This is a genomic window from Polyangium fumosum, assembly GCF_005144585.1.
In the GTDB taxonomy this organism is placed as follows: Bacteria; Myxococcota_A; Polyangia; order Polyangiales; family Polyangiaceae; genus Polyangium; species Polyangium fumosum.
On sequence record NZ_SSMQ01000014.1, the window covers coordinates 140,817 to 163,983 of the forward strand.

The 23,167-nt window shown below is 69.0% G+C and carries 17 protein-coding genes; 11 read left to right on the forward strand and 6 right to left on the reverse strand.

What is annotated here, in order from left to right; genetic code table 11:
• Positions 1-247 precede the first annotated feature (247 nt).
• A complete protein-coding gene (locus E8A74_RS15965) occupies positions 248-2,362 on the reverse strand; it encodes an ATP-binding protein (RefSeq protein WP_136929869.1) in 2,115 nt (704 codons plus the stop codon).
• Positions 2,363-2,403: 41 nt separating this feature from the next.
• Entirely contained in the window at positions 2,404-4,122 is a 1,719-nt protein-coding gene (locus tag E8A74_RS15970; RefSeq protein WP_136929870.1) for an ATP-binding protein, read from the reverse strand.
• A 194-nt stretch (positions 4,123-4,316) separates the two neighbouring features.
• Between E8A74_RS15970 and E8A74_RS15975 the strand changes: the two genes are divergently transcribed.
• Both E8A74_RS15975 and E8A74_RS15980 read left to right on the forward strand, forming a co-directional pair.
• Positions 4,317-5,696: a vWA domain-containing protein gene (locus E8A74_RS15975; RefSeq protein ID WP_136929871.1), complete on the forward strand. Its 1,380-nt coding sequence runs from the start codon at positions 4,317-4,319 to the stop codon at positions 5,694-5,696.
• Positions 5,697-5,816: 120 nt separating this feature from the next.
• Positions 5,817-6,281: a DoxX family protein gene (locus E8A74_RS15980; RefSeq protein WP_136929872.1), complete on the forward strand. Its 465-nt coding sequence runs from the start codon at positions 5,817-5,819 to the stop codon at positions 6,279-6,281.
• On the opposite strand, the gene E8A74_RS15985 is transcribed toward E8A74_RS15980, so the two are convergent.
• The 3 genes from E8A74_RS15985 to groES all read right to left on the reverse strand — a co-directional run bounded on the left by E8A74_RS15985 (position 6,221) and on the right by groES (position 9,308).
• Complete coding sequence (locus tag E8A74_RS15985) at positions 6,221-7,147, reverse strand: YihY/virulence factor BrkB family protein (RefSeq protein ID WP_136929873.1); 927 nt, start codon at positions 7,145-7,147, stop codon at positions 6,221-6,223. The genes E8A74_RS15980 and E8A74_RS15985 overlap by 61 nt on opposite strands.
• 198 nt (positions 7,148-7,345) lie before the next feature.
• Entirely contained in the window at positions 7,346-8,974 is a 1,629-nt protein-coding gene (gene groL, locus E8A74_RS15990; RefSeq protein ID WP_136929874.1) for a chaperonin GroEL, read from the reverse strand.
• Positions 8,975-9,011: 37 nt separating this feature from the next.
• Positions 9,012-9,308, reverse strand: a complete 297-nt coding sequence (gene groES, locus E8A74_RS15995) for a co-chaperone GroES (protein WP_136929875.1) — start codon at positions 9,306-9,308, stop codon at positions 9,012-9,014.
• Between the two features lie 453 nt (positions 9,309-9,761).
• Between groES and E8A74_RS16000 the strand changes: the two genes are divergently transcribed.
• Together E8A74_RS16000 and E8A74_RS16005 are read left to right on the forward strand one after the other, a co-directional pair.
• Positions 9,762-10,370 (forward strand): hypothetical protein, encoded by a 609-nt coding sequence (locus E8A74_RS16000; protein ID WP_232379577.1) that lies wholly within the window; start codon positions 9,762-9,764, stop codon positions 10,368-10,370.
• Positions 10,370-10,978, forward strand: a complete 609-nt coding sequence (locus E8A74_RS16005) for a hypothetical protein (RefSeq protein WP_232379578.1) — start codon at positions 10,370-10,372, stop codon at positions 10,976-10,978. Before E8A74_RS16000 ends, E8A74_RS16005 begins: the two co-directional genes overlap by 1 nt.
• Here the strand turns inward: E8A74_RS16005 and E8A74_RS16010 are convergent.
• Entirely contained in the window at positions 10,975-11,982 is a 1,008-nt protein-coding gene (locus E8A74_RS16010; RefSeq protein WP_136929877.1) for an NAD-dependent epimerase/dehydratase family protein, read from the reverse strand. The two genes, E8A74_RS16005 and E8A74_RS16010, sit on opposite strands and share 4 nt — an antisense overlap.
• 251 nt (positions 11,983-12,233) lie before the next feature.
• Here E8A74_RS16010 and E8A74_RS16015 point away from each other — a divergent pair, with 251 nt between their 5' ends.
• From E8A74_RS16015 to E8A74_RS16045, 7 genes are all read left to right on the forward strand, one after another.
• Positions 12,234-13,001, forward strand: coding sequence for a response regulator transcription factor (locus E8A74_RS16015; protein WP_136929878.1), 768 nt, complete (start codon positions 12,234-12,236; stop codon positions 12,999-13,001).
• Positions 13,002-13,288: 287 nt separating this feature from the next.
• A complete protein-coding gene (locus tag E8A74_RS16020) occupies positions 13,289-15,274 on the forward strand; it encodes a hypothetical protein (protein ID WP_136929879.1) in 1,986 nt (661 codons plus the stop codon).
• Positions 15,275-15,326: 52 nt separating this feature from the next.
• Positions 15,327-16,331 carry an AAA family ATPase gene (locus tag E8A74_RS16025; protein ID WP_136929880.1) on the forward strand — a complete coding sequence of 335 codons (1,005 nt, stop codon included), beginning with the start codon at positions 15,327-15,329 and terminating at the stop codon, positions 16,329-16,331.
• Positions 16,332-16,345: 14 nt separating this feature from the next.
• A complete protein-coding gene (locus E8A74_RS16030) occupies positions 16,346-17,293 on the forward strand; it encodes a DUF58 domain-containing protein (protein ID WP_136929881.1) in 948 nt (315 codons plus the stop codon).
• 3 nt (positions 17,294-17,296) lie between these two features.
• On the forward strand, positions 17,297-19,192 hold the full coding sequence (locus E8A74_RS16035; RefSeq protein WP_136929882.1) for a vWA domain-containing protein: 1,896 nt from the start codon (positions 17,297-17,299) through the stop codon (positions 19,190-19,192).
• Positions 19,189-21,993, forward strand: a complete 2,805-nt coding sequence (locus E8A74_RS16040) for a VWA domain-containing protein (protein ID WP_136929883.1) — start codon at positions 19,189-19,191, stop codon at positions 21,991-21,993. Before E8A74_RS16035 ends, E8A74_RS16040 begins: the two co-directional genes overlap by 4 nt.
• Positions 21,994-22,194: 201 nt before the next feature.
• Positions 22,195-23,139 carry a homocysteine S-methyltransferase family protein gene (locus E8A74_RS16045; protein WP_170229158.1) on the forward strand — a complete coding sequence of 315 codons (945 nt, stop codon included), beginning with the start codon at positions 22,195-22,197 and terminating at the stop codon, positions 23,137-23,139.
• The last annotated feature ends 28 nt before the right edge of the window (positions 23,140-23,167 follow it).

Consider the following 23,167-nt stretch of genomic DNA (forward strand, 5'->3'; position numbering starts at 1 on the left):
GGCACCGCGAGGATACGCGGCATCGCATGCGATCACAAGAAACCATCCAGCACGCCGATCACGTCCGACAGACCCGTTTGGAAAACCGGACGAACCGTGGTTTGGATCGCTCAGGATGCTGGTTGTGATCTGTTGTTGTGAATTGGAATGCTTTGTTGGCGCACGGACGCGTGCGCGTCCATGTGCCGAAGTGTGTGAGGATGGGCCTCCGAGGGTCGAGGCCCAGGCGGGGGGACAGGAAAAACCGTCAAGCGGCGACCGAAGGTACGGACTGGAACGTGGCCGCCAGGACGTCAGGCGCAGGTAGGCCGACCGACGATAGTCCACGCCGCGCCGCCGGGAGCCATGACGCCGGATCCCCCACGATGCCCCGCGCCATCGACTCCAAGAGCCGACGCCGCAAGAGATCCTTGCGCCGGTAGAAGCTCGCCCCGTGCTCGGCGTTCGCATGCGGGACGTAACTCGCCAAGGACACGTGCGTCTTCTCGTGCAGCATCAGATCCACGAGCGCGCCGAACGCCGCCGGATCGTCCTGCTGAAGCACGGACACGAGCAGCGCGCGCACCCGCGCCGACGCGAGGTTGACGCTGATGCCGCTGCCGTCCGTGTGCGCCATCTCGTCCGGGCCGTAGAGATCCTGGTGCACCGAGATCGGCGAGGGCGTGAGCTCCGCCGCGATCGAGATCGCCGCGTCGATCCCCTCGAGCACCGTCATCGCCGCCGCGAGCGCGTCGACGCCCGGCACCTCCTTCGCCGTCGCGAGCAACGTCTCCCGATCGATGCGCTGCATCGCGAGCGCGCCGATGCGCCGTCCCCGGCGGTCCTGCGAGCCCGCCGCCGCAGCCGCCGCGCTCGTCGCGACGAGCCGCCGCCAGAGCGCGTCCGCGAGCGGATCGTCGAGCGAGACGTACGTGCGTCCCGGCAGCAGCGGCTCTCCCATCGGTCGAAGCGTGCCCGCACGGTAAGCGCCAAGCAGATGGCGCAAGGTGACGATGCGCGGGTGCTGTTCGTGCTCGTCGTCGATCGTGATCACGCGGATGGCCGGCGTGTCGAGGAGCGCATCCGCGAACCGCACGACCTCCTCGGGCGCGGCCACGGTGGGGCGCTTTTGCGGCCGTCGCTCGGACTCCGGCGGCGCGGCGCTCGACGGCGTCATCAACGGCCAGGGCTTCGACGAGCGTGTTGCCTCCGTGAGCTCCTCGGGCGCGCTCGCTGCCGCAGGTTGCGTGGGCTGGCCCGCGAGCGCGGCGCAAAGCAGCCGATCGAGGACCGAGGAGAGCCTGTGATCCACGGCGCGGAGCAGCTCGCGATCGTAGAGCGCGTCATGCAAGACGAAGCGTTCGAACGCCGCGATGAGCGCCGACTCGATGGCCGCCGAGGCGTGCGCGGCCACCGCGGATCGACCCTTGTTGAGCGGCACCTCGGCAGGCAGCTCGACGACGATGCCGAAGCCCGCCGACACGATCGCCCGCGCGAGGTCGCGGTGGAGCGAGAGCTCGGGCGCGGTGAAGAGATCCTGACGGACCGCGACGAGCAAGCCGCGTTGCGTGATCGTGACGTGCGGCAGAGCGCCGTCGCCGCGGCCGACCCAGATCGAGATCTCGCCGAGCGGGCCGGTGATCGGACCCCCGACGTGCGCGCGCGCGACGCGGCGCATGCGCGTGCGGGCGACGTTGATGAGCACACCGTCGACGTAGATCCGAGCGACGGAGGGATCGACGAACGACGCGGCCGCGGCGACCTCGGAGGCGAGGACCGAGCGGCTGATCGGCTCGTCGAGCAGGAGCCGCACCGACGTGCCGGTCCACCCCTCGACGTGCGGCAGCGGCCGGAGAGACCAGGCGAAATCGGCATACGGCGGGCCCTTGCCGAGTGGCTCGACGCGCAGGAGGTGTCCCTCGGTGCGCGTGCGCGTCTTCACTTCGAGCCGCGGCGCGATCTCGAGCGCGCTGAAGAAGCCGATGCCGTGCTCGCCGATCGCGAGCTCCTCGCCCTCCTTGCCGCTGCGGAACGGGACGAGGAGATCGCCGAGGACCTCGTCGGCCGTCATGCCGCGCCCGCGATCGGTCACGATGATCTCGGTGCCGCCGAGCCCCGACTGCACGTCGATCGCAGCCCCGCGCGGTGAGGCGTCGAGCGCGTTCTGGACGAGCTCGCGCAAGGGCGCGATGCGCGAGGCGCTCTGCGCGTAGATCGTACGCGAGAGGATCCGCTCGGCGAGATCGGGGACCGTCGCCTCTCTGCGGCAAGCCTCCACGATGCCCGGGCGGGCCGCGCGGCTCGCCGCGAGGTAGGCCGCCGAGCGGCCATGCACGCGCACGAGGAGCAGGTCCGAGAGACGGCCAGCGTAGACTTCGGTCATCGGTTCCCCCCTGATTTCCCCACCGCCCGAGGCTCGCTCGATCAAGCCGTTCCCGTGACCCCGATGGGCTCGCTGACGATGAGCTCCCGCTCGAGATCCGGTTCACGCATGCCCGTCGCGCGATCGAACGCGACGCGCAGCGCGTACTGCTCCGACCAGCCCACGCGCCGCGCGACCGCAGGCGCGTCCTCGCGCACGAGCAGCGCGTGACGCGTCCCGAGGCAAGGCAGCGGGCCCGGCGCGTTCTTGCGGCCGCGCGCGAGCGCCACGGGGACGGCCTCGGGCCGCTCGGATCGACGGGCGAGCTCCACGATCCCAGGCAGATCCGGGCGGCGACGCGCGAGGCTCGACAGGCTCTCGGCGTGATCGATCTCGAGCTCGCGCGCGAGCAGCTCTCGCTCGCCGGGGATGAAGCCTTGCCACTCGCGCTCGGCCCAGAAGCTCTCGGGGACGAAGAGCCGGCTCTCCACGTTGCTGCCGAGGAAGCCGATCAGCGGCTCGCGTCGCTCCGGCCCGACGAGGTACCGATCGGGGCCGAGCAAGGCGCGCGCGAGCTCGGGCGCGACCTCGTTCCACGCCGCGGATTGAAGCATCAGCGCGCTGATCTGCGCGGCGACCTCCGCCAGGCGATCGGCCGCCTTGCGGCTCGTCCCCGGCGCGCGGGCGAGGTCCACAAGCCTGCGGTAGAACGACGCGGCCGTCGCGCGGAAGTTGCGGCAAGGCTTGAGCGCGTCGCGCCCCTCGGTGAGCTCCACCGCGGAGGGAAAATCGATCAGCGCGAGCTCCGGGATCGCGAGGCAGCCTTCGACCTTCACGCCGGCGTGGTAGGTCGCGGCGCAGATCCCGGTCACGAGCGCGCGGCCGCCCACGTAGAAGCGCGCGACGCGGCTCGGATCCTCGGGCGAGAGCGCATCCGTGAAGTGCGAGCCTCCCGCGAGGTACCGGCCGTCGTTCAGCGGCGCGCTGTCGAGGTTCACGATCGCGCGCTCTTTCGGGAAGAAGTGCAGCGCGTCGCGCAGGTACGCGCGGAGCGGCTCGGCCTCGATGAGGGAGGAGCGCACCTGCACACGCGTCCCGGCGCGCGGCGTGAGCTTGCGGATCGCGCAGACGAGCGACGAGGGCTCGGGGCCGTCGGCGAGCACCGAGAGCGACCAGCCCGAGGTCCCGTCGCCCGTCTCCACCTCGATCGACAGGCTGGTCGGATCGGGCAGCCCGAGGCCGATGACCGAGAAGAAGCCCACGCCGAAGCGCCCGAGGTCCACGCCGGCGCGCTTGTCGGTCGCGAACGGCACGAGCAGCCGCGACAGGATCGTCCGCAGATCCATGCCGATCCCGTCGTCGGTCACGGTCACCACGCCTTCGCGCACCCGCACATCCACGCGGGCGGGGTGCTCGGGCGTCGCGTCGATCGCGTTCAGCACGAGCTCGACCACGGGCCGCAGCGGGTGGCCGAACTGCCGGCCCACCTCCTCATCGAGGATCTTGAGCAGGTAGGCCCGATCCATCGGTGGGCGGGCCGGTGCTCCGGCGCCCGAGACGAGCGCCACGAGCGCGGGCCGGTAGAGCCCGATGGCCACGAGCTCGTGCAACGAGCCCAGGAAGCAGAGCTCGCCTTCCCGTACCCCTCCGCGGGCGATTCCGCCGGCGCGGGCTGCGGCGAGGTCGATGTGCGTCCTCGTGAACGGCCCTACGTGCGCCGATTGCTCGGCCGGAGGCGTCCCGAGGGGCGAAGAGTCCGGAGCGCTGCGTGCCGTCGCCATCGAGCAGACAATGGTGGGCCAAGTTACCTCTCGCGCAAGGGGGGGTTCCGATACCGAGCGTTCTCTTTGGCTTGTGTTCCTGGCGTGGAGACGCGATCCGCCCCGGCGCGTTTGCGTGCCGCTCGTCGTGGTCGATTTCGAGGTCTGGCTTCTGATACGCTCGGGTCGTTTTCCTTACGACTGAGGAGGAAACGATGGGGCGCGTTCTGCGGTGGCTCGGCGTGAGCCTGGGGCTTTTCGTTTCGATTGGAATTGGGCTCGGGGGAGGCTGCGCGGCGGGAGGCAGCAACCGTCCTGGAAGCGGAGGGGACGGCGGCGAGGGGGGCTCGGGAGGATCGGGCAACCAGGGCCCCGTCGGACCTGGAGGCGGCGGCGTGGGCGGATTCGGCGGCGGCGTGGGCGGCGGGGGCCCGGCTTGCGCGAAATTCACGGCGGAGGCCCAGCAAGCGCCCGCGGCCATGCTCACCGTGCTCGACGCGAGCGCCAGCATGAACAAATCGTCCAAGTGGGGGACGGCGCAGCTCGCGATCAAATCGGCGATCGACAAGGACGTCTTCGACACGATGTCCCTGGGCCTCACGGTCTTCCCGGCGAGCTTCATCAACCCGCCGCCCTGCATCTGCTCCTATGTCGGGCTCGATCAGGCGACATGCAATGCCCTGCTCGCGCCGGGCGTCTCGTGCGGCATCTCCGTTCTCCCGCAGGTGCCCGTGGCGCCGGCCGGGAAAGACAAGACAAACGCCCCGACCGGCGTACGCCGCCAGATGTACGATTGGCTCGTCGGCCATCCGCCGCTCAGCAACGGCGACGACGGATCGCCGATTTACGACGCTCTCAAGGCTGGCTACGAATCCTTGAAAACCGAGAACATCGCCCGGCGTATGCTCGTCCTCATCACGGACGGCGGTTTCTCGTGCACGTCCGTGGCGAGCCCGGCCCGGCCCGGGTACGCCGACGATTACAGTTGCCCCGACTGGGAATATCCGGACAGCGTGAATGCCCTCATCGCGGGCGCCCGGAACGACCCGAACAAGCCCATTTTCACGTTCATCGTGGGCGTTCCGGGGTCGAACAGCACGGGCGTCGACGTCGACGGGTTCGCCACCCCGCCTTACAACATGCTCCTCGCGCTCTCGACGTACGCCGTGAGCGGCTCGCCGGACACCGTGGATCCGAGCTGCGACAAGGGCGCCGCCTTCACGCAAGGCGCGCCTGCCCCTGCCAAACCTTGCCATATCGATCTCTCGAACGGCGCGCAGTTCAACGCCGACGCGTTGGCCAAGGCGATCGCCGACGTCCGCGGCAAGGCGCTCGGCTGCGTCTACGACCTGCCGCCCCCGCCGCCCGGCGAGCAGATCGACAAGACCCAGGTCAACGTGAACCTCACGCTCGACGGCATGCTGCAAAACCTGAAGAAGCGCACGGATCCGCTGGATCTCTGCCCGCAGGACGGCTGCTGGGACTACACCCCGGACGGCAAGGTCCAGCTCCTGGGGAAGGCCTGCGAGGGCCTCGGCGCGGCCACCGACGTGAAGGTCGACATCCAGGTCGGCTGCGAGACCATCCTCAAATAGAAGGCGTTTTTCGCGCCAAGCGGGTTTCCGGCGCGGCCCCTCCGTCGTCTTCGTGCGTCCCGACGCGGCGCTCGCCTGTTCCCCGATCTCGCGCGGCGCCTGGCGTGCTACGTCACGGGCATGAAGCTCCCATCCCTGCTGTACCCCGATCTGAATCGCACGGGCTCGCTGGGCGTCTTGGTGGTCCGGCTCGTGACGGGCCTGCTCCTCGCCGCGCACGGGTTCTCGAAGCTCGCGGCCGGCCCCGCCGGGCTCGCCGGGGGCCTCGCGATGAAGGGTTTTCCCGCGCCGACGCTCCTCGCCTGGTGCGCGACCCTCGCCGAGCTCCTCGGCGGCATTTGCTTGATGCTCGGCCTGCTCACGCGCCCCGCGGGCGCCGTCGTGGCCTTCAACATGGTCGTCGCCTGGGCCTCCATGCACATGGCGGATGCCGCGCATTTCGGCACGGCCAAAGGCGGGTCATTCGAATACCCCTTCCTGCTCTCGAGCCTCGGCCTCGCGCTCGCCCTCACGGGCGGCGGCCGTTATTCGCTCGACGCGGTCCTCTTCGGTCGCAAGACCGATTCCGGCGGCGGAGGCGGCTGAATCGAGCGCGGCCCCTCGGCCTTCGGCGAGGCCCAGCGCTCCTGCGCGTCGTCGTGTGGATCTCGCACGCCCTCGAGCTGCGCGTTCACCTCACCGCCGACGAGCAGCGCCATCGAAAGGAGCCAGAGCCAGAACAGCAGCACCGCGACATTCGCGAGCGTGCCGTAGAGCGTCGCGTACCGCGCCAAACTCCGCACGTAGACCGAGAACAACGTCGAGACGATCGCCCACAACGACACGGTCACGAGCGCGCCGGGCCAGACGCGCCTCCGCACCGTGGCCGGACGCGTGATCGTGAGCCGGAAGAACGCCGCGATCAGCGCCGTCACGATCACCGCAGGCCCGGCCGCCGCCACGAGGGCCCCCCCGAGCGAACCGGTCACGTGCGTGAACAGAATGCCCAGCGCCGTGGCGATCCCGACGAAGGGGATCGCGCCGAGCACGAGCGCGACGCCCACGAGCCGCCGTTTCCACCAGGGACGGGGCGTGCAGACGAACATTGTCTCGAACACGCCGATCGCCGTCGCGGCGCCGCCCGACGCGACCCACAGGAAGGCGAGGAGCCCGAGCGGCGCGAGCACGAGGGCCTTCGCGTCGGAGATCCGGAAGAAGTCCTCGCCGAGCGCCGCTGAAACGGACGGAGGCGCCGCGCTGAGCAGCGATCCCAGGAGCTCCGCGGCCGCGTCGCGCAGCCGATGCAGCGCCCAGCCGGCGACGGCGAGCAGCGGGATGATGCTGAGGAACGCGTCGAACGCCATGGCGCTCGCGGCCCGCGGCGCGTCGTGCAGATCGAGGTAGTGGACCAACCGGCCGAGCGCCCGGAAGGCGGAGCTCGCCAACACGGAGAGGTGCCGCCGGTCCCACATGCCTGTACTGTAGCAAGGCTCCGGCCTTCATGGCGCATTGTGTCGTCGCGTTCGTGCGCCATGGAAAGCAAAAAGCCGACCCCGTTGATGCTTGGGGGCTCCGCTCGGGCTTTCCGAGCTACGCCCCCAAACCCCCGACGAGGCCGGCCTTCGCTGTTCTTTCACGATTGCGTCGTGGGTGTCACGACGCGCTTCGGATCAGAAGTCGTGGTTGTGGCCCGCATGCGCGCCACCCGCCGCCGCCTTCTCCTCCTTCGGACGCTCCGCGATGAGCGCCTCGGTGGTGAGCATGAGGCTCGCCACGCTCGCGGCGTTCTGGAGCGCCGAGCGCACGACCTTCACCGGGTCGATGACGCCCATCGCGAGGAGGTCGCCGTACTCGCCGGTCGCGGCGTTGTAGCCGAACGAGCCCTGACCGTCGCGGACCTTCTGGACCACGATCGAGCCCTCTTCGCCGGCGTTCGCCGAGATCTGGCGGAGCGGCTCCTCGATCGAGCGGCGGATGATGTTCACGCCGAACCGCTGCTCGTCGTTCACCTCGAGCGAGGCGAGCGAGGCCTGCGCGCGGATGAGCGCGACGCCGCCGCCGGGGACGATGCCCTCTTCCACGGCCGCGCGGGTCGCATGGAGCGCGTCCTCGACGCGGGCCTTCTTCTCCTTCATCTCGGTCTCGGTCGCGGCGCCGACCTTGATCACGGCCACGCCGCCGACGAGCTTCGCGAGGCGCTCCTGGAGCTTCTCGCGATCGTAGTCGCTCGTCGTGTGCTCGATCTGGGCGCGGATCTCCTGCTGGCGCGCCTTGATCTTGTCCTTCTTGCCCTGACCGCCGACGATCGTCGCGTTGTCCTTGTCGATGATCACGGTCTTGGCGCGGCCGAGATCCGAGATCGTGACGTTCTCGAGCTTGAGGCCGAGCTCCTCCGCGATCACCTGGCCGTCGGTCAGGACCGCGATGTCCTTCAGCATCTCCTTGCGGCGATCACCGAAGCCGGGCGCCTTCACGGCCGCGCAGTGCAGCGTGCCGCGGAGCTTGTTCACGACGAGCGTCGCGAGCGCCTCGCCCTCGACGTCCTCGGCGATGATGAGGAGCTGCTTCTGGCTCTTCGCGATCGCCTCGAGGACCGGGAGGAGGTCCTTCATGTTGGAGATCTTCTTCTCCGAGATGAGGATGTAGGCGTCCTCCATGACGCACTTCATCGCCTCGGCGTCCGTCACGAAGTACGGGCTGAGGTAGCCGCGGTCGAACTGCATACCCTCGACCACGTCGAGCGTCGTGTCGGCGCTCTTCGCCTCCTCGACCGTGATGACGCCTTCCTTGCCGACCTTCTCCATCGCGTCCGCGAGGAGCTTGCCGATTGTCTGGTCACCGTTCGCGCTGATCGTGCCGACCTGCGCGATCTCCTTCGCGTCCTGCGTGAGCTTCGCCGAGCCCTTGAGGTTCGCGACGATGGACTCGACCGCCTTGTCGATGCCGCGCTTGATCTCCATCGGGTTGTGGCCCGCCGCGACGAGCTTGGAGCCCTCGCGGTAGATCGCCTGGGCGAGCACCGTCGCCGTCGTGGTGCCGTCGCCGGCGATGTCGCTCGTCTTCGAGGCCACCTCGCGCACCATCTGCGCGCCCATGTTCTCGAAGCGGTTCTCGAGCTCGATCTCCTTCGCGACCGTGACGCCGTCCTTGGTCACGGTGGGCGAACCGAAGCTCTTCTCGATCACGACGTTGCGGCCCTTCGGGCCGAGCGTGACCTTCACCGCGTCCGCGAGGGCGTTGACGCCCGCGAGGATCATGCTGCGGGCCGACTCGTTGTAGATGATCTCTTTGGCTGCCATCTCGATATCTCCAGAATTCAGGGGGCCGCGGCCCGCGTCACGCCTCGATCACGCCCAGGATGTCGTCCTCGCGCAGGATGAGGTGCTCTTCCCCGTCGAGCTTCACCTCAGTCCCCGAGTACTTCCCGAAGAGGACGCGGTCGCCTTCCTTCACGTCGAGGCGGCGCACGGTGCCGTCCTCGAGGACCTTGCCGTTGCCCACGGCGAGGACGGTGCCCTCCACGGGCTTCTCCTTGGCGGAGTCCGGGATGTAGAGCCCGCCCTTGGTCCTCTCCTCTTCCTTGAGTCGCTTGACGATCACGCGGTCCTGCAGCGGCCTGATCTTCGTCGCCATCGTGAAACCCTCCGGGGGTGGCCGAGAGCCACCAGATCCCATTCGCAATGGGCAGGCGCGGAGCGCGCGCATTCATGCTTGGCGCCCCCGCCACATGCCCGATGAGCTTGCGGTTTTTCGATTGTTAGCACTCACGGAGGGTGAGTGCTAACGAGCGGCCCGGAAGATAGTCATGGTCGTTCGGCTGTCAAGCGGCCGAAATTCGCGGCCGAAACGATCGCTGGCAGCCGCCCCCCGGGGTGGCCACAAATCCTCGGAATCCCTCGTAAAACCGTCTGCCGTGTGCTGGGCGTCGTGCGCCCGCTGCGGTAGATTCCGTTCATGAGGCCCGCGTCCGGCCCCGCGCCGTCCGCGAGCCTCTGCCGCCGGTCTTTCGAGGACGAGCTGTTCAACCGGGCGCGTGGCGCCTGCTGGATCCCGGTCCCAAGCGCCCCGTCCAGGACGAGGTGCCCCGTGAGCCGTACAACCAATATCGCGATCTCTCCCAGTATCTCCGACTACTTCATGGACGCCGTCGGCGATGCGCTGCGCGCGCGGAAGATCGAGGCCTCCGCGGCGGCGTCGCATTACCTCGTCGGGGTTCTCTGTGATTATGCCCACCCCAGCGAGGACAACGAGCCGGCTTTTTCCCGGCCCCTCGCTTTCCAGCTCCACGACGCGCTCGAGGCCTCGGGGACCACGCGCTTCCGCCGCCTGCGCGCGCTCGGGGACGGCGTGCTCTACGGGATCGGTTTTTTCGGCGGCCACGTCGACATCCGCGGGATCGACCGCGGCTACGTGATCCGCGTCGGCGCGACCGCGTACGACAACGCCTCGGCCATGCTGCGCACGCCGGGCCAGCGCGCGACCCACGACGTCCTGTCCGAGCTCGCCGATCGCTTCGAGCAATTCGTGGAGGTCCTGAACGAGGTCGCCGACGGCGCCATCGCGCAGGGCGCGCAGGGCCAGCGCGGGCTGCTCAAGCTCTACGAGCGCTGGCTCCGCACGGGCTCGTCGCGCATCGCGGAGGAGCTCGGCGCGCGTGGGCTCGTCGCGACACGTGGAAAGGAGGGCGTTCACTGATGGCGCCCTCGCTGCCAGCACGCATTCAGGCAGCGCTCGAAGGCACGTACGGCATCCCGGAGGCGCCCTCGGTGGAGGATTTCATCCAGCCGATCGACGCGTCCGAGGACGAAGGCCGCGAGGTCCTTTTCGTGCGCGAGGACGAGGACGGCGTCTCGATGGCGCTTCATTTGCCGCGCGCGGCGCTCGAACCGAAGAGCCCGTCGTTTGATCTGCTCTGCCAGGTCGTGGAAGGCGTGAGCCATTTCCTCTGCCTGGCCGAGCGCGCGCGTCGAGAGCTCCCGGTCACGCAGTTCGAGCTGGAGCTCCAGGCCGAGGTCGACAAGTACGTGCTCTTCGTGCACGGCCCGCTCGCCGCGCGGCGCTTCGATCCCAGCCGCGCGGCCCGCATCCGCGCGCGCCTCTTCGAGGCCGTGGCGTATCTCCATCCGCCTGGCACCGAGCGCGGCGATCGCTACCGCCTCGCCAATGATCTCGCCGCGCGCTTCGCGGGCAGGCTCGAAGAGAGCTTCGCGCGGCGTGGCCACTTCGATCGGATGCGCCGCGCGCTCCGCTCTTTCTACGCGGCCGGACAATCCGACAAGATCAGCCTCGCCCGCGCGGCTTAGACCATCCCGTTCGTCCGGAAATACTCGATCGCGTGCTCGACCGAGGTCCGGAGCGGCGTGCAGGGCATGCCGAGCTCGCGCCGGGCCTTCTCGCCGTTGAAGTAGGCGTACTCCTGCATGTAGCGGACGCTCTTGTACGTCGCGAGCGGCGGCGCGTGGCTCACGTGATCGGACCAGGATTCGAGGCCGAAGGCCATCGCTCGCGCGAGGCCCGAGGGGATCGGCAGGCGCGGCGGCGTCTTCCCCGCGACCTCGGCGACGAGCTCGAGGAACGCGCGGAACGAGATGTTGTGGTTTCCCAGGATGTACCGCTCGCCGAAGCGCCCGCGGGTCTCGGCCGCGACGTGCGCCGCGGCGACGTCGTCCACGTCGACCGCGCAGAACCCGCCTTTCCCCACGCCGGGCATCTTTCCGCGGAGGAACGAGAGGATGATCCCGCCCGTCGGCGTGGGCCCGATGTCACGCGGGCCGAAGGGGAACGCGGGGTTCACGATCACCACGGGAAAACCGGACTCGGCGAGGCGCATGACGACCCGCTCGGCGTGGTACTTCGAGGCGATGTAGTCGTTCGCGATGTTCCAGAGGTTCCACGGCGTCGACTCGTCGGCGGGGCTCGCGTCGTCCTTCAAGCCGACGGCCGCGATCGAGGACGTGTAGATTACGCGGCGAACGCCGACGTCGCGGGCCGCGAGGAGCGAGGTCAACGTGCCCTCGATGTTGACGCGGTGGATCGGCGTCGGATCGGGCATCCACACCTTGTAGATGGCCGCGAGGTGGTAAAACGCGCCCGCGCCTTCGAGCGCGTTGCGCATCCCCTTCGCGTCGCAGACGTCGACCTCGACGCGCTCGACACGATCCGCGGGCAAACCTTCGAGGTTTTTCGGGTTGGCGCCGGGCTCGACGAGCGCGCGCACCTTGCGGCCCTCTTCGAGCAGCTTGCGCACGACGGCCGAGCCGATGAATCCCGTGGCGCCGCTCACGGCGGCGAGGTCCTGCGTGGTCATGGTGCGCCTCCATGCTCGCCCGAGTTGGCGGCCAAGGGAACGAGGTACGTCGTGGCGAAGTTCGTCCGGCGCTTCCTGATGCGTGTCCGCGTGTACGGGCAGCGCTCTACGAAGATATCGGGAATGTCCAGCCGTCCTCGTCGTTTGGGGGCAGGGACGCCTGCGCCGAGGCTCCGAGATGCTGTGGTGAAAGTGCCCGGCGCATGTAGGCCTTGACCTTCCACCCTTCCGCGTACTCTCATCCCGAAACGATGTCGTCCGCCAGCACCAGCACGAAGCCCCTCACCGTCGTCGTCGCCGAGGACGAGCCCGCCATGCTGAGCCTGGTGGCTCGCCATTTGAGGACCCTCGGCTTTCAGGTCCACGATGCCGCCGACGGCGAGACCGCCTGGCGCCTCACGCAGCAGCATCATCCCGATCTCGTGATGCTCGACGTGATGATGCCGCAGATGAGCGGCTGGGAGGTCGCGAAGCTCGTCAAGGCGCCGGGCGCCGCGGGCGGAACGCTCGCGAACACGCCGGTCCTGATGCTCACGGGCATCGGCGAGAGCATGAACGCGATGACCTCGCCGCTCTTCGCCGACGGTTGGCTCGACAAGCCGTTCGAGTTCGCAAGGCTCGACGAGAAGATCAGCGAGCTGCTCGCGAAGTACGGCAAGGACATGCCGCCGCGCCGCGCGCTCGACGACGCCGAGCTCGACGAGGAGCCGATCGAGGAAGCCGCGCCCCCGCCGAAGCCCGCGCGCGCCGCGAAGAAGGCGACGAAGAAGGCCACGAAGAAGGCGGCGAAGAAGCCCGCCGCAAAGAAGGCCGGCAAGGCCGCGGCGAAGGCCACCAAGACCACGAAGAAGGTGGCCACGAAGGCTGCGGCGCCGGCGAAGAAGGCGGCCGCGAAGAAGGCCACGAAGAAGGCGGCGGGCAAGGCGCCGGCCGCGAAGAAGGCGGCGAAGGGGAAGGCGACGGCGGGGCGGAAGTCGACGGCGAAGAAGCCGCGCGCGGCCGCGCGTCGATCGAGCTGACGGCGCGAAGGCCTGCACGAGGAGGGCGCAGCGGACGGTCTTCGTCCGACGCGCCCTTCGTCGTTTGTGGCTGCGTCGGGCCGTGACGTTCCTGGAGGCGGGTAGGGGGGCGCCCCGAACGCGCTCGCGCCTCGGGGGAATCCTCCCGGCGCGTGGGGCGTAAGATCGCGCTGCGCGGCGCGTTCCGAGGGTAGGAACTTACGGGCGCCCGAAACGTCAACAGCTACAATGACGCCCCTCACCTCCCGGCGATCGGTCCTCCCGGGGCGATCGGAGCGACTTCTACCGTGAGCGATCACCGTACCCAAGGGCTCTCTCGCATCCGCCGCGCCGCCGCGATCGTCTCGCTCCGGCTGCGCATCGCGCGGGCCGTACGTTACCTGCCGAACGCGCTCACGTTGGCGTTCGCCGTCGTCGCGGGCACCCTCGCGTGCCGCAAGTTGTTCCCCGACCACGTCTCCGAGCAGCGCGCGCGCCACATCCTGATCGGCGCCGCCGCGGCCGTCGTCGCCGTCGCGCTCGTGGGCCTCCTCCGCAAGCTCCCGCCGCGCGCCGGCACGATCGCGCTCGATCGTCATCACAAACTCCACGACCGGCTCACGAACGCGCTCGCCTTCGATGCCCTCAAGGCGTCCGACCGCACGCCGCTCATGGAGGTCGCCATCGATGACGCGTGCGAGAACGCGCGGGATCTGAAGCCCGGCAAGGCCGCGCCGATTCGTTTGCCCTCCGACTATTTCGCGGCGTTCTTGGTCGGCGTGGGTGCCGTCGCGCTCGCGCTCTTCGAGATCCGCACGCCCATCAAGGAGGCGCCGCCGCAGCTCCGCACGATCGACGCGGTCGCGCTCTCGGACGACGATCTGGAGCTCTTCCGCGAGGCCGCGAAGGAGCTCGCGAAGAAGGAGCAGACGCCCGAGGTGCAGGCCGCGATCGAGCGGTTCAACCAGCTCGTCGAGGACATCGCGAACAAGCGGCTCGATCGCACGGAGGCCTTCCGCAAGATGGAGGCCATCGAGCGTGACCTCTTGAAGGGCGCCGAGGCCGATCGGAAGGCGCTCGAAGAGGCGCTCGAGCAGATGGGCAAGGACCTCGAATCGAGCGAGCTCTCGAAGCCGGTCGGCGAGTCGCTGAAGAAGAAGGACCTCGAGAAGGCGAAGAAGGACCTGAAGGAGCTCGCCGAGCGGCTGCGCGACGCGAAGAAGAAGCCGGACAAGGCCTCGCTGGAGCGGCTCAAGGACGCGCTGAAGAAGGCTGCGGAGCGGCAGAAGGACGCGCTCGCCGCGATCAACGAGAAGCGCGCCGAGGTCCGCGAGGAGCTGCTCAAGAAGAAGCAAAAGAAGAACGAGCAGGACGGCGGCCCGCCGGACGAGCAAGAGGAGCGCCTGCTCAAGAAGAAAGAGCGCGAGCTCGAGCGGCTCGATCGCGAGGCGGAGAAGCAAGAGCGCGTCGGGCGGCAGCTCGACAAACTCGATCGCGCGCTCGCGAAGGCGGCCGAGGATCTGATGCGCGAGCTCGGCGCTTCCGCCGAGGATCTCGAACAAGCGGCCGAGGACATCAACCGCATGCAGCAGGAGGAGATGTCCGAGAAGGAGAAGGAAGAGCTCCGGCAGCGGCTCGAAGAGCTGCGCGAGATGCTCCGGCAGCAGGGGCAATCGGGCAAGCAGCGCATGTCCCGCATGCTCCGCTTCGGCAAACGCGCGCGTGGCGGTCAGGGGCAAGGTCAGCCGCAGCAGGGCCAGGGCCAGCAGGGTCAGGGCCAAGACGGGCAAGAGGGCCAAGAGGGCCAAGAGGGCGAGGGCCAGAACGGCCAGAACGGCGGCCAGCAGAGCGGTGGTCAGGGCAAACAGTGGGTGATCGGCCCCGGCGGCAAGCGGATGCTCGTCCTGTCGCAAGGCGGCGGCGGCCAGGGGCAGGGACAAGGCCAGGGCGAGGGGCAAGGCCAGGGCGAGGGCCAGGGGCAGGGCGGCCAGGGCACGGAGCCGGGCGGCAAGGGCGTCGGCTCGGGGCACGACGGCGACATCGCCGGCAAGCGCACCGATCCCAAGATGGGGACGCAGGACGTGCAGGCCCAGGGCCTCGACAGCGGCGGCGGCCCGTCGAACAGCGAGGTGATCCTCGCGGCGGCCGAGAAGGGCTTCCGGGGCGGCGGCTACAAGAAGGTCTTCACGCAGTACAAGACCGTCGCCGAGGAGCAAATCAACAAAGAAACGGTGCCCGACGGGTACCGTTTCTTTGTGCACCGCTATTTCCAGCTCATTCGCCCCAGGGAGTGAGCGGCGCGCGCGGGCACGATTGGTTTTTCCAAGTAGAACGATAGGGGAAGAGATGGCCGAGAAAAACAAGGATCTCGCGCGCGCCGAGGTCGCCGATTTTCAGAAGAGCATCGGCGAGCTGCGTGAGGAGGTGGGGAAGGTCATCGTCGGCAACCGCATGGTCGTCGACGGCGTGCTCACGTGCATGCTGGCCGGCTCCCACGCGCTGCTCGAAGGCGTGCCGGGCCTCGGCAAGACGATGCTCGTCCGGACGATGGCGCAGGCGCTGGAGCTGCAGTTCTCGCGCATCCAGTTCACGCCCGACATGATGCCGGCCGACATCCTCGGGACGACGATGATCGACGAGGGCGCGGGCGGGCAGCGCTCGCTCTCGTTCCGCAAGGGCCCGATCTTCGCGAACATCGTGCTCGCCGACGAGATCAACCGCGCCACGCCGAAGACGCAGAGCGCGCTGCTCGAAGCGATGCAGGAGCACCGCGTCACGGTCTCGAAGCAGAGCTACACGCTCGAAGAGCCGTTCTTCGTCCTCGCCACGCAGAACCCGCTGGAGAGCGAGGGCACGTATCCGCTCCCCGAGGCGCAGCTCGATCGTTTCTTCTTCAAGCTCCACGTGCCCTTCCCGGGCCGCGAGGAGCTGCACGGGATCCTCGATCGCACGACGGGCATGGACGCGCCCGAGGCGAAGCCGGTTGTCGACAAGAAGCGGCTGCTCGCGATGCAGAAGCTCGTGCGCGAGGTACCGGTTGCGCGGCACGTCCAGGACTACGCGGTGCGCCTGCTCCAGGCGACGCACCCGGAGGGCAAGTCGCTCGACCTCGTGAAGCGCTTCGTCAAGTTCGGCTCGTCGCCGCGCGGCGCGCAGGCGCTCCTGCTCGCGGCGAAGATCCGCGCGCTCTTCGAGGGGCGGTTCGCGGCGTCGGTGGACGACGTGAAGGGCGTGTGTTTGCCGGCGCTCCGGCACCGCGTGCTCCTCAACTTCGAGGGCGAGGCCGAGGGCGTGAAGACCGACGACGTCCTCCTCGCGATCATGAAGCAGCTCCCCGACACCGCCGAGTAGGGACCGTCCTCGCCATGGGTGTGCTCGAGTTCCTGGGGCTCCGGCCCGACAAGCCGTCCTTGCGCCGCGGCGGCGCGGCGGGCGAAGACGACCTCTTCGACGACGAGTTCCAGCGCAAGCTCGAGTACCTCGCGATGGTGAGCCGCCGCGTGTTCTCGGGCGCGATGCGCGCCGAGCGCCGGACGAAGAAGACGGGCTCGGGCATCGAGTTCGCCGATCACCGCGACTACGCGCCCGGCGACGACATCCGTTACCTCGACTGGAGCGCCTACCAGAAGTTCGATCGGCTCCTCATCCGCCTCTACGAGGAGGAAGAGGATCTTGCGATCTACTTCATCCTCGACACGTCCTCGTCGATGGGCTTCGGCGAGGGAGAGAAGCTCCGGCAGGCGAAGCGCCTCTGCGCGGCGCTCGCGTACGTGGGCCTGGCGAACCTCGATCGGATCGCGATCGTCGCCGCCACCGACGAGGTCAGCGGGCGGATGCCGACGACGCGCGGCAAGGCGCGCATCTTCCGCATCTTCCGCTTCCTCAACGGCGTGAAGGCCGAGGGCCCGACGGACCTCGGCGCGGCGATGAAGACGTTCGTCGCGCAGCACAAGCGCCGCGGCCTCGCCGTGTTGCTCACCGACCTCTACGATCCGGAGGGCTTCGAGCGCGGGATCAATGCGCTGCGCTTCAACCGCTTCGAGCCCTACGTGATCCACCTCGTCGATCGGAACGACGCGCGGCCCGACATCAAGGGCGACGTGCGCGTCTACGACTGCGAGACGGGCCAGGAGCGCGAGGTCACGGTCACGGCCAAGGTGCTCGAAAAATATCAGCAGGCGTACGAAGGCTACCTGGACGAGGTGCAGCGGTTCTGCACGACGCGCCAGGTGAGTTACTTCCGCGCCGACGTCGACGTGTCCTTCGACGAGCTCATCCTCCGCGTCTTCCGCCGCGGCGGCTTCCTCCGGTAGGCCATGCATTTCGTCGGCGTCCCGCTCGCGACCCTGCTTCAGATCGGCGCCCTCGCCGGCAGCGTGGTCGTCGTCTTCTACATCCTGAAGCTGCGTCGGCGCCCCGTCGCCGTCCCCTTCGAGAAGCTCTGGGAGCGCATCCTGCGCGACAAGGAGGCGACGAGCCTCTTCTCGCAGTTGAAGCGCTTCCTCTCGCTCCTCCTGCAGCTCGCGCTCCTCGCGCTGCTCTTGCTCGCGCTCGGCGATCCGCGGCCCGCGGCGAACATCCTCGAAGGTCGCAACATCATCGTGCTCGTCGACGCGAGCGCGAGCATGAAGGCCACGGACGTCTCGCCGTCGCGCATCGAGGCCGCGAAGGACGAGGTCAAGCGCATGGTCCGCGGCCTCTCGGGCAGCGATCGCATGCTCATCGCGCAGATGGACGCGGCCGTGACGCCGCTCTCCACGATGACGAGCGAGATCCCCGACCTCGAAGCGGCCGTCGCGTCGATCAAGGCGACCGACGCGAGCGCCGACTTCGCGCGTGGCCTGCGCTTCGGGGCCGACACGCTGCGTGGCCTCTCGTCGCCGGAGATCATCGTCGTGTCGGACGGCGCGCTCGGCCCCGCGGTCGACGCAGCCGGACCCGTGGAGCTCGGCGATGTGCGGATCTCGTATCTACCCATCGGATCCCGCGCGACGAACGTGGCGATCACGGGCTTCTCCGTGCGGCGGTACCCGCTCGACAAGAGCCGCTACGAGGTGATGCTCGAGGTCACGAACACGAACGACGAGCCGGTCGACGTCGAGCTCTCGCTCTTCGGCGACGGGCAGCTCACGGACCTCTCGCAGATCCGGCTCGGGCCCAAGGAGCGGCTGCCGCGCTTCTATCCGAACCTCTCGGGCGCGTCGAAGACGCTCGAAGCGAAGATCGCGTACGCGAACGGCAGCCGCGACGATCTGCCCGCCGACGATCACGCCTTCGCGCTCCTGCCCGAGCGCAGGCGGTCCCGCGTGCAGGTCGTGACCTCGGGCAACATGTTCCTCGAAGCCGCGCTCCTGCTCGACGAGTACCTCGAGGTCACGACGATTGATCCCTCGCGGTACCCGGCCAAGGGCAACTTCGACGTGACCATCTTCGACGGCGTGACGCCGAACGTCTCGGCGGGCAGCGGCAGCCTGCTCTACCTGAACCCCTCGGGCGAGAACGTGCCGTTCGAGGTGGGCAAGCCCGTCGAAGATACGGATCCGAACTATCGGCTCGGCTTCGACGAACTCGACGAGAAGCACCCGATCCTCCGCTACACGGTCCTCTCGGACGTCAACATCGGGCGCGCGCGTCCGCTGAAGGGCGAGAAGGAGGACAAGGTGATCGGCAAGAGCTACAAGGGGCCGATCCTGATCGCCGGCACCCGCGCGGGCGTGAAGTTCGTCGCGCTCGGCTTCGACGTCCGCGAGAGCGATTTCCCGCTGCGGATCTCCTGGCCGCTCTTCCTGCTCAACACGATCAACGAGTTCGTCGAGGAGGATGTCCAGTACATCTCCTCCTTCCGCACGGGCGCGGTCTGGCAGATTCCGGCCTCGTCCGCGGCGGAGACCGCGACGCTCGAGTTGCCCGACGGAACGAGGCGCAGCGTGCCCGTGAAGGACGGCCGCGCGATCTTCCTCGGCCAGCAAGCGGGCTTCTACAAGCTGTCCATGGGGCAGGACGAGACCACGACGTTCGCGGCGAACCTCGTCGATCCGGCCGAGAGCGTGATCAAGCCGGCGACGGAGCTCGTCGTCGGGGGGCGCGCCGCGGGGCCCGTCGGGGAGTTCAAGGTCGGCGTGCGGCGCGAGATCTGGATCTACTTGCTCGCCGCGGTGCTCCTCGTCACCGCGATCGAGTGGCTCACGTTCCATCGGAGGGTGACGGTGTGAACAAGCGCCTTCGGGTCATCGCTTGGGTCTCGACCTGCCTCGCGCTCGCAGGGCTCCTCTTTTGGGCCTATCGGCGCTTCGTCCTCTTGCACCCCGATCCCACGCTGACGTGGGTGCGCCATGGGATCACCTACGAGCTGCTCAACCCGAAGATGCTCGGGGCGGTCCTGCTCGCGCCGTGGTTCGTCGCCGTCCTCTCGCAGTCGCTCGCCGATCTGCCGTGGCCGCAGCGCGTGCTTTCGGTGCTGCTGCGCATCTCGTTCGTCGCGCTCCTCGCGCTCGGCCTCTCGCGCCTCGCGCGCACGGCCACGACCGAGAAGGTCTGCACGGTCTACCTCGTCGACGTCTCGGACTCCGTCACGGACGAGGCGCTCGACGATGCGCGCGCGGCCGTGCAGCGGGCCTGGGCCGAGAAGCCGAAGGACGGCATCGTCAAGCTCGTCACGTTCGCCAAGCGGCCACGCGTCGTGGAGGCGCCGGAGGCCGAGGGCGAGGAGAACACGAAGCCTCCGCCGATCACGCGGCACGAGAGCGCCGACAAGGCGCAGTCGGAGTCGCTCGGCGCGGGCTCGAACCTGCAGGCCGCGCTCCAGCTCGCGTACGGCCTTTATCCGCAGGGCTACTTGAAGCGCGCCGTGCTCCTCACGGACGGCGTGCAGACCGAGGGGGATCTCCTCGCCGAGTCGAACCGCGCCAAGGAGTTCGGGATCAAGCTCTTCACGATCCCGTACCGCAGGCCTGCGCCGCCCGAGGTGGCCGTGCGCGAGCTCAAGATGCCGGAGCGCGTGAAGGTCGGCGAGACGTTCGCGATCCACGCCGACATCTACGCGACGCGGGCGACGAAGGCACGCGCGCGGCTCTACCAGGGCGAGGCGCTGAATGGGCTCGAAGGCATCAAGGAGCTCGATCTCAAGGCCGGCCCGAACGACGTCATCTTCAAGAGCGTCGTGCGTATCGCGGGCCAGGTGACGTACGCGTTCGAGGTCGACGAGATCCCGGCCGACAAGTTCAAGGAGAACAACAAGTTCTCCACGACGATCGACGTCCCCGGGCGCCCGGCGGTGCTCTACATCGAGGGCACGCCGCAGCACGCGGGGCCGCTCTCGAGCGCGCTCACGGCGCAGCAGCTCGACGTCGACGTGCGTCCGCCCGCGGGTTTTCCGGCCTCGATCAAGGAGATCGAGCGCTTCGACTTCGTGATCCTGAGCGATACGCCGAAGGACGCCGTGTCGCTCCAGGCGCAGGAGCTCATCGAGACGTACGTCCGTGATCTCGGCGGCGGCTTCCTCTTCGCGGGCGGCGAGGCGGGCTACGGGCTCGGCGGCTGGTATCACTCGACGATCGAGCGGATCTTGCCCGTCCGTATGGACAACGAGCGCAAGAAGGAGATGCCGAGCGTCGCGATGGTCCTCGTCATCGACCGCTCGGGCTCGATGACCGGCCTGCCGCTGGAGATGGCGAAGGCCGCGGCGAAGGCCACGTCGGGCGTGCTCTCGTCCGACGATCTGATCGAGGTGATCGCCTTCGACTCAGCGCCGACGCGGTACGTGAAGATGCAGCCGGCGAGGAACCGCTCGCGCATCCAGGGCGACATCGCGCGCATCCAGCCGGGCGGCGGCACGGAGATCTTCCCGGCGCTCGACGCGGCCTACCAGGACCTCACGGTCACGCAGGCCCGCAAGAAGCACGTCGTCTTGTTGACGGACGGCAAGGCGTCGAACTCGGGCATCCGGGATCTCGTCTCGGCCATGATCGCCGAGTCGATCACGGTGACGACCGTCGGCCTCGGCGGCGACGTGGACGAGCAGCTCCTCAAGATGATCGCCGACGTCGGCGGCGGCCGGTATCACGCCGTCGGCGACGCGAACAACCTGCCGCGCGTCTTCACGAAGGAGACGGAGATGATCGCGCGCGCCGCCGCGGTCGAGGAGTGGTTCCCCGTCACGCAGGTCGGCGACGCGGCCTTCCTCCGCGGCATCGACGTGCGCACCGCGCCGAACCTGCACGGCTATGTCTCGACGAAGATGAAGCCGCCGCCGGCGGTGGAGCTGCTCCAGAGCGACACGCAGGAGCCCATCCTCGCGCGCTGGCGCGTGGGCCTCGGCTGGACGCTCGCGTGGACGAGCGACGTGAAGTCGCGCTGGGCGGTCGAGTGGCTCCGGTGGCCGGGCTTCGAGCGCTTCTGGGGCCAGCTCGTGCACGAGCACATGCGGCAGAAGCATCGGCGCGAGCTCGACATGAAGGCCGAGGTCGTGGGCGGGCGGCTGCGCGCCTCCGTCGACGCCTTTGGGGCCGACGAGCGCTTCGAGAACAACCTGACCTCGAAGCTCTCGATCATCGTGCCCGGCGGCGAGACGAAGGTCGTCGACTTCCGGCAGACGGCGCCTGGTCGGTACGAGGTCGACGAGCCGCTCGACAAGTACGGCTCCTTCCTGCTGCGCGCCGAGCACATGCGCGAGGCCGAGGGCGGATCGATGAAGCAGGTCGCCGTGAGCTTCGGCCACGTGTCGAACCCGTATCCGAAGGAGTACGCGAGCTTCGAGGCCGATCTCCCGACGCTCGAGAAGGCAGCCCTCGCCACGGGTGCGTCCGTCGATCCGGCCTCCGTGCAGGCGATCTTCGATCCGGCCGGCGAGAAGGTGACGTACCACGAGGAGCTGTGGACGCGCTTCGTGTACGCGGCGATCGTGGTCTTCCTCCTCGACCTCTTCGTCCGTCGTGTTCGCCTGTTCGATCGCAAGTTCCTGCCGAAGCGCGGGGCGCGCCCGTCCGGGCAAGCGGCCTCTGCGCGGGGGGCTTGATGCGCGGAGGGAGCGGGCTGTGGGGTGCGCACGTGCGGGCTTGCTCGCCGACCCGGACGGGAAATGCACGTGGCAGCCGCGTCTCGGGTTCCGTGTTTCCAGGTGAAGTGGTAGAAGGGGACGAAGGTTCGTCCTTCTGTCGACGACCTTCGGCCGATCTTGGACATTCCCAGCTCGGCCCCCGAACCCCTGCGTGATGACGTGAGTTCTCTCGATGCCCTCCTGACCCGCCTCGAAGCGGGGCGCCCGCTCGTCCTGGGTGGCGATCCGGTCTCGTCCTTCGCGGCGAGGGGCGTGGAGACCTCCGGCGCAGCGCCCCTCGGGCGCGCCGTGCGTGAGAACCCCGCCGCCGTCTCCGAGCACTACCGCCAGGAGATCGCCGCGGGATCGGATGTGATCGTAGCGGTCACGGACGAGACGATGCCGCGGGCGCTCGCGCAGATCGGGATGGCGTTCCGCTCGGCCGCGCTCACGGGCGCGGCGGTCGACCTCGCGATCGAGGCGGTGGGCACGGCGCATCGGCCCGTCGTGGTGGCGGGCCTGCTCGGCGCGCGCTGGATCGCGCCGGCGCTGCCGGAGCGGATCACCGAAGAGTACGCGATGCACGCGACGCGCCTGTCGACATCGGGTTGCGACCTCATCATCGCGCGCGGTTTCTCGCCGGAGGCGTTCCGGCACGGCACGCAGCTCGCGCGCATGGCGCGGCTCTCGGCCATCGTGAGCGCGTGTGCGACGCAGCTCCCGACGTGGGCGTTGCTCGAGACATCAGACGGCGAGCGTGTCGTCGATGGGGACTCGTTGGAAGAGGGGACACGCGCCGCGGTCGAGGCGGGCGTGCATGCCGTGCTCGTCGACGTACCGAGCGAGAGCGCAGCCAAGGCTGCGCTGGAGATCGTGCTGCGCGCGGGGGCTCCGCGCGTCGGGGTTCTGCTCGCGGCGAGCCCCGAGTGCCAACATGGCGTACCAGACACCACGACATCGGTGGAAGCGTGGGCCGCGGCGTGCAAACGTCTGGTGGACGCAGGGGCGAGGTTCGTCGGCGGTGGTGCTGGGACCACGGCAAAACACGTCGCAGTCCTCGCGCGTGTGCTTGGCCCGAAGGGCTCCGGCTCGGAGCGCTCCCCGATGTGGCCGCAGGCCGTCTAGGCCTGGTCTGCGCCCCAACTCCCCTCGA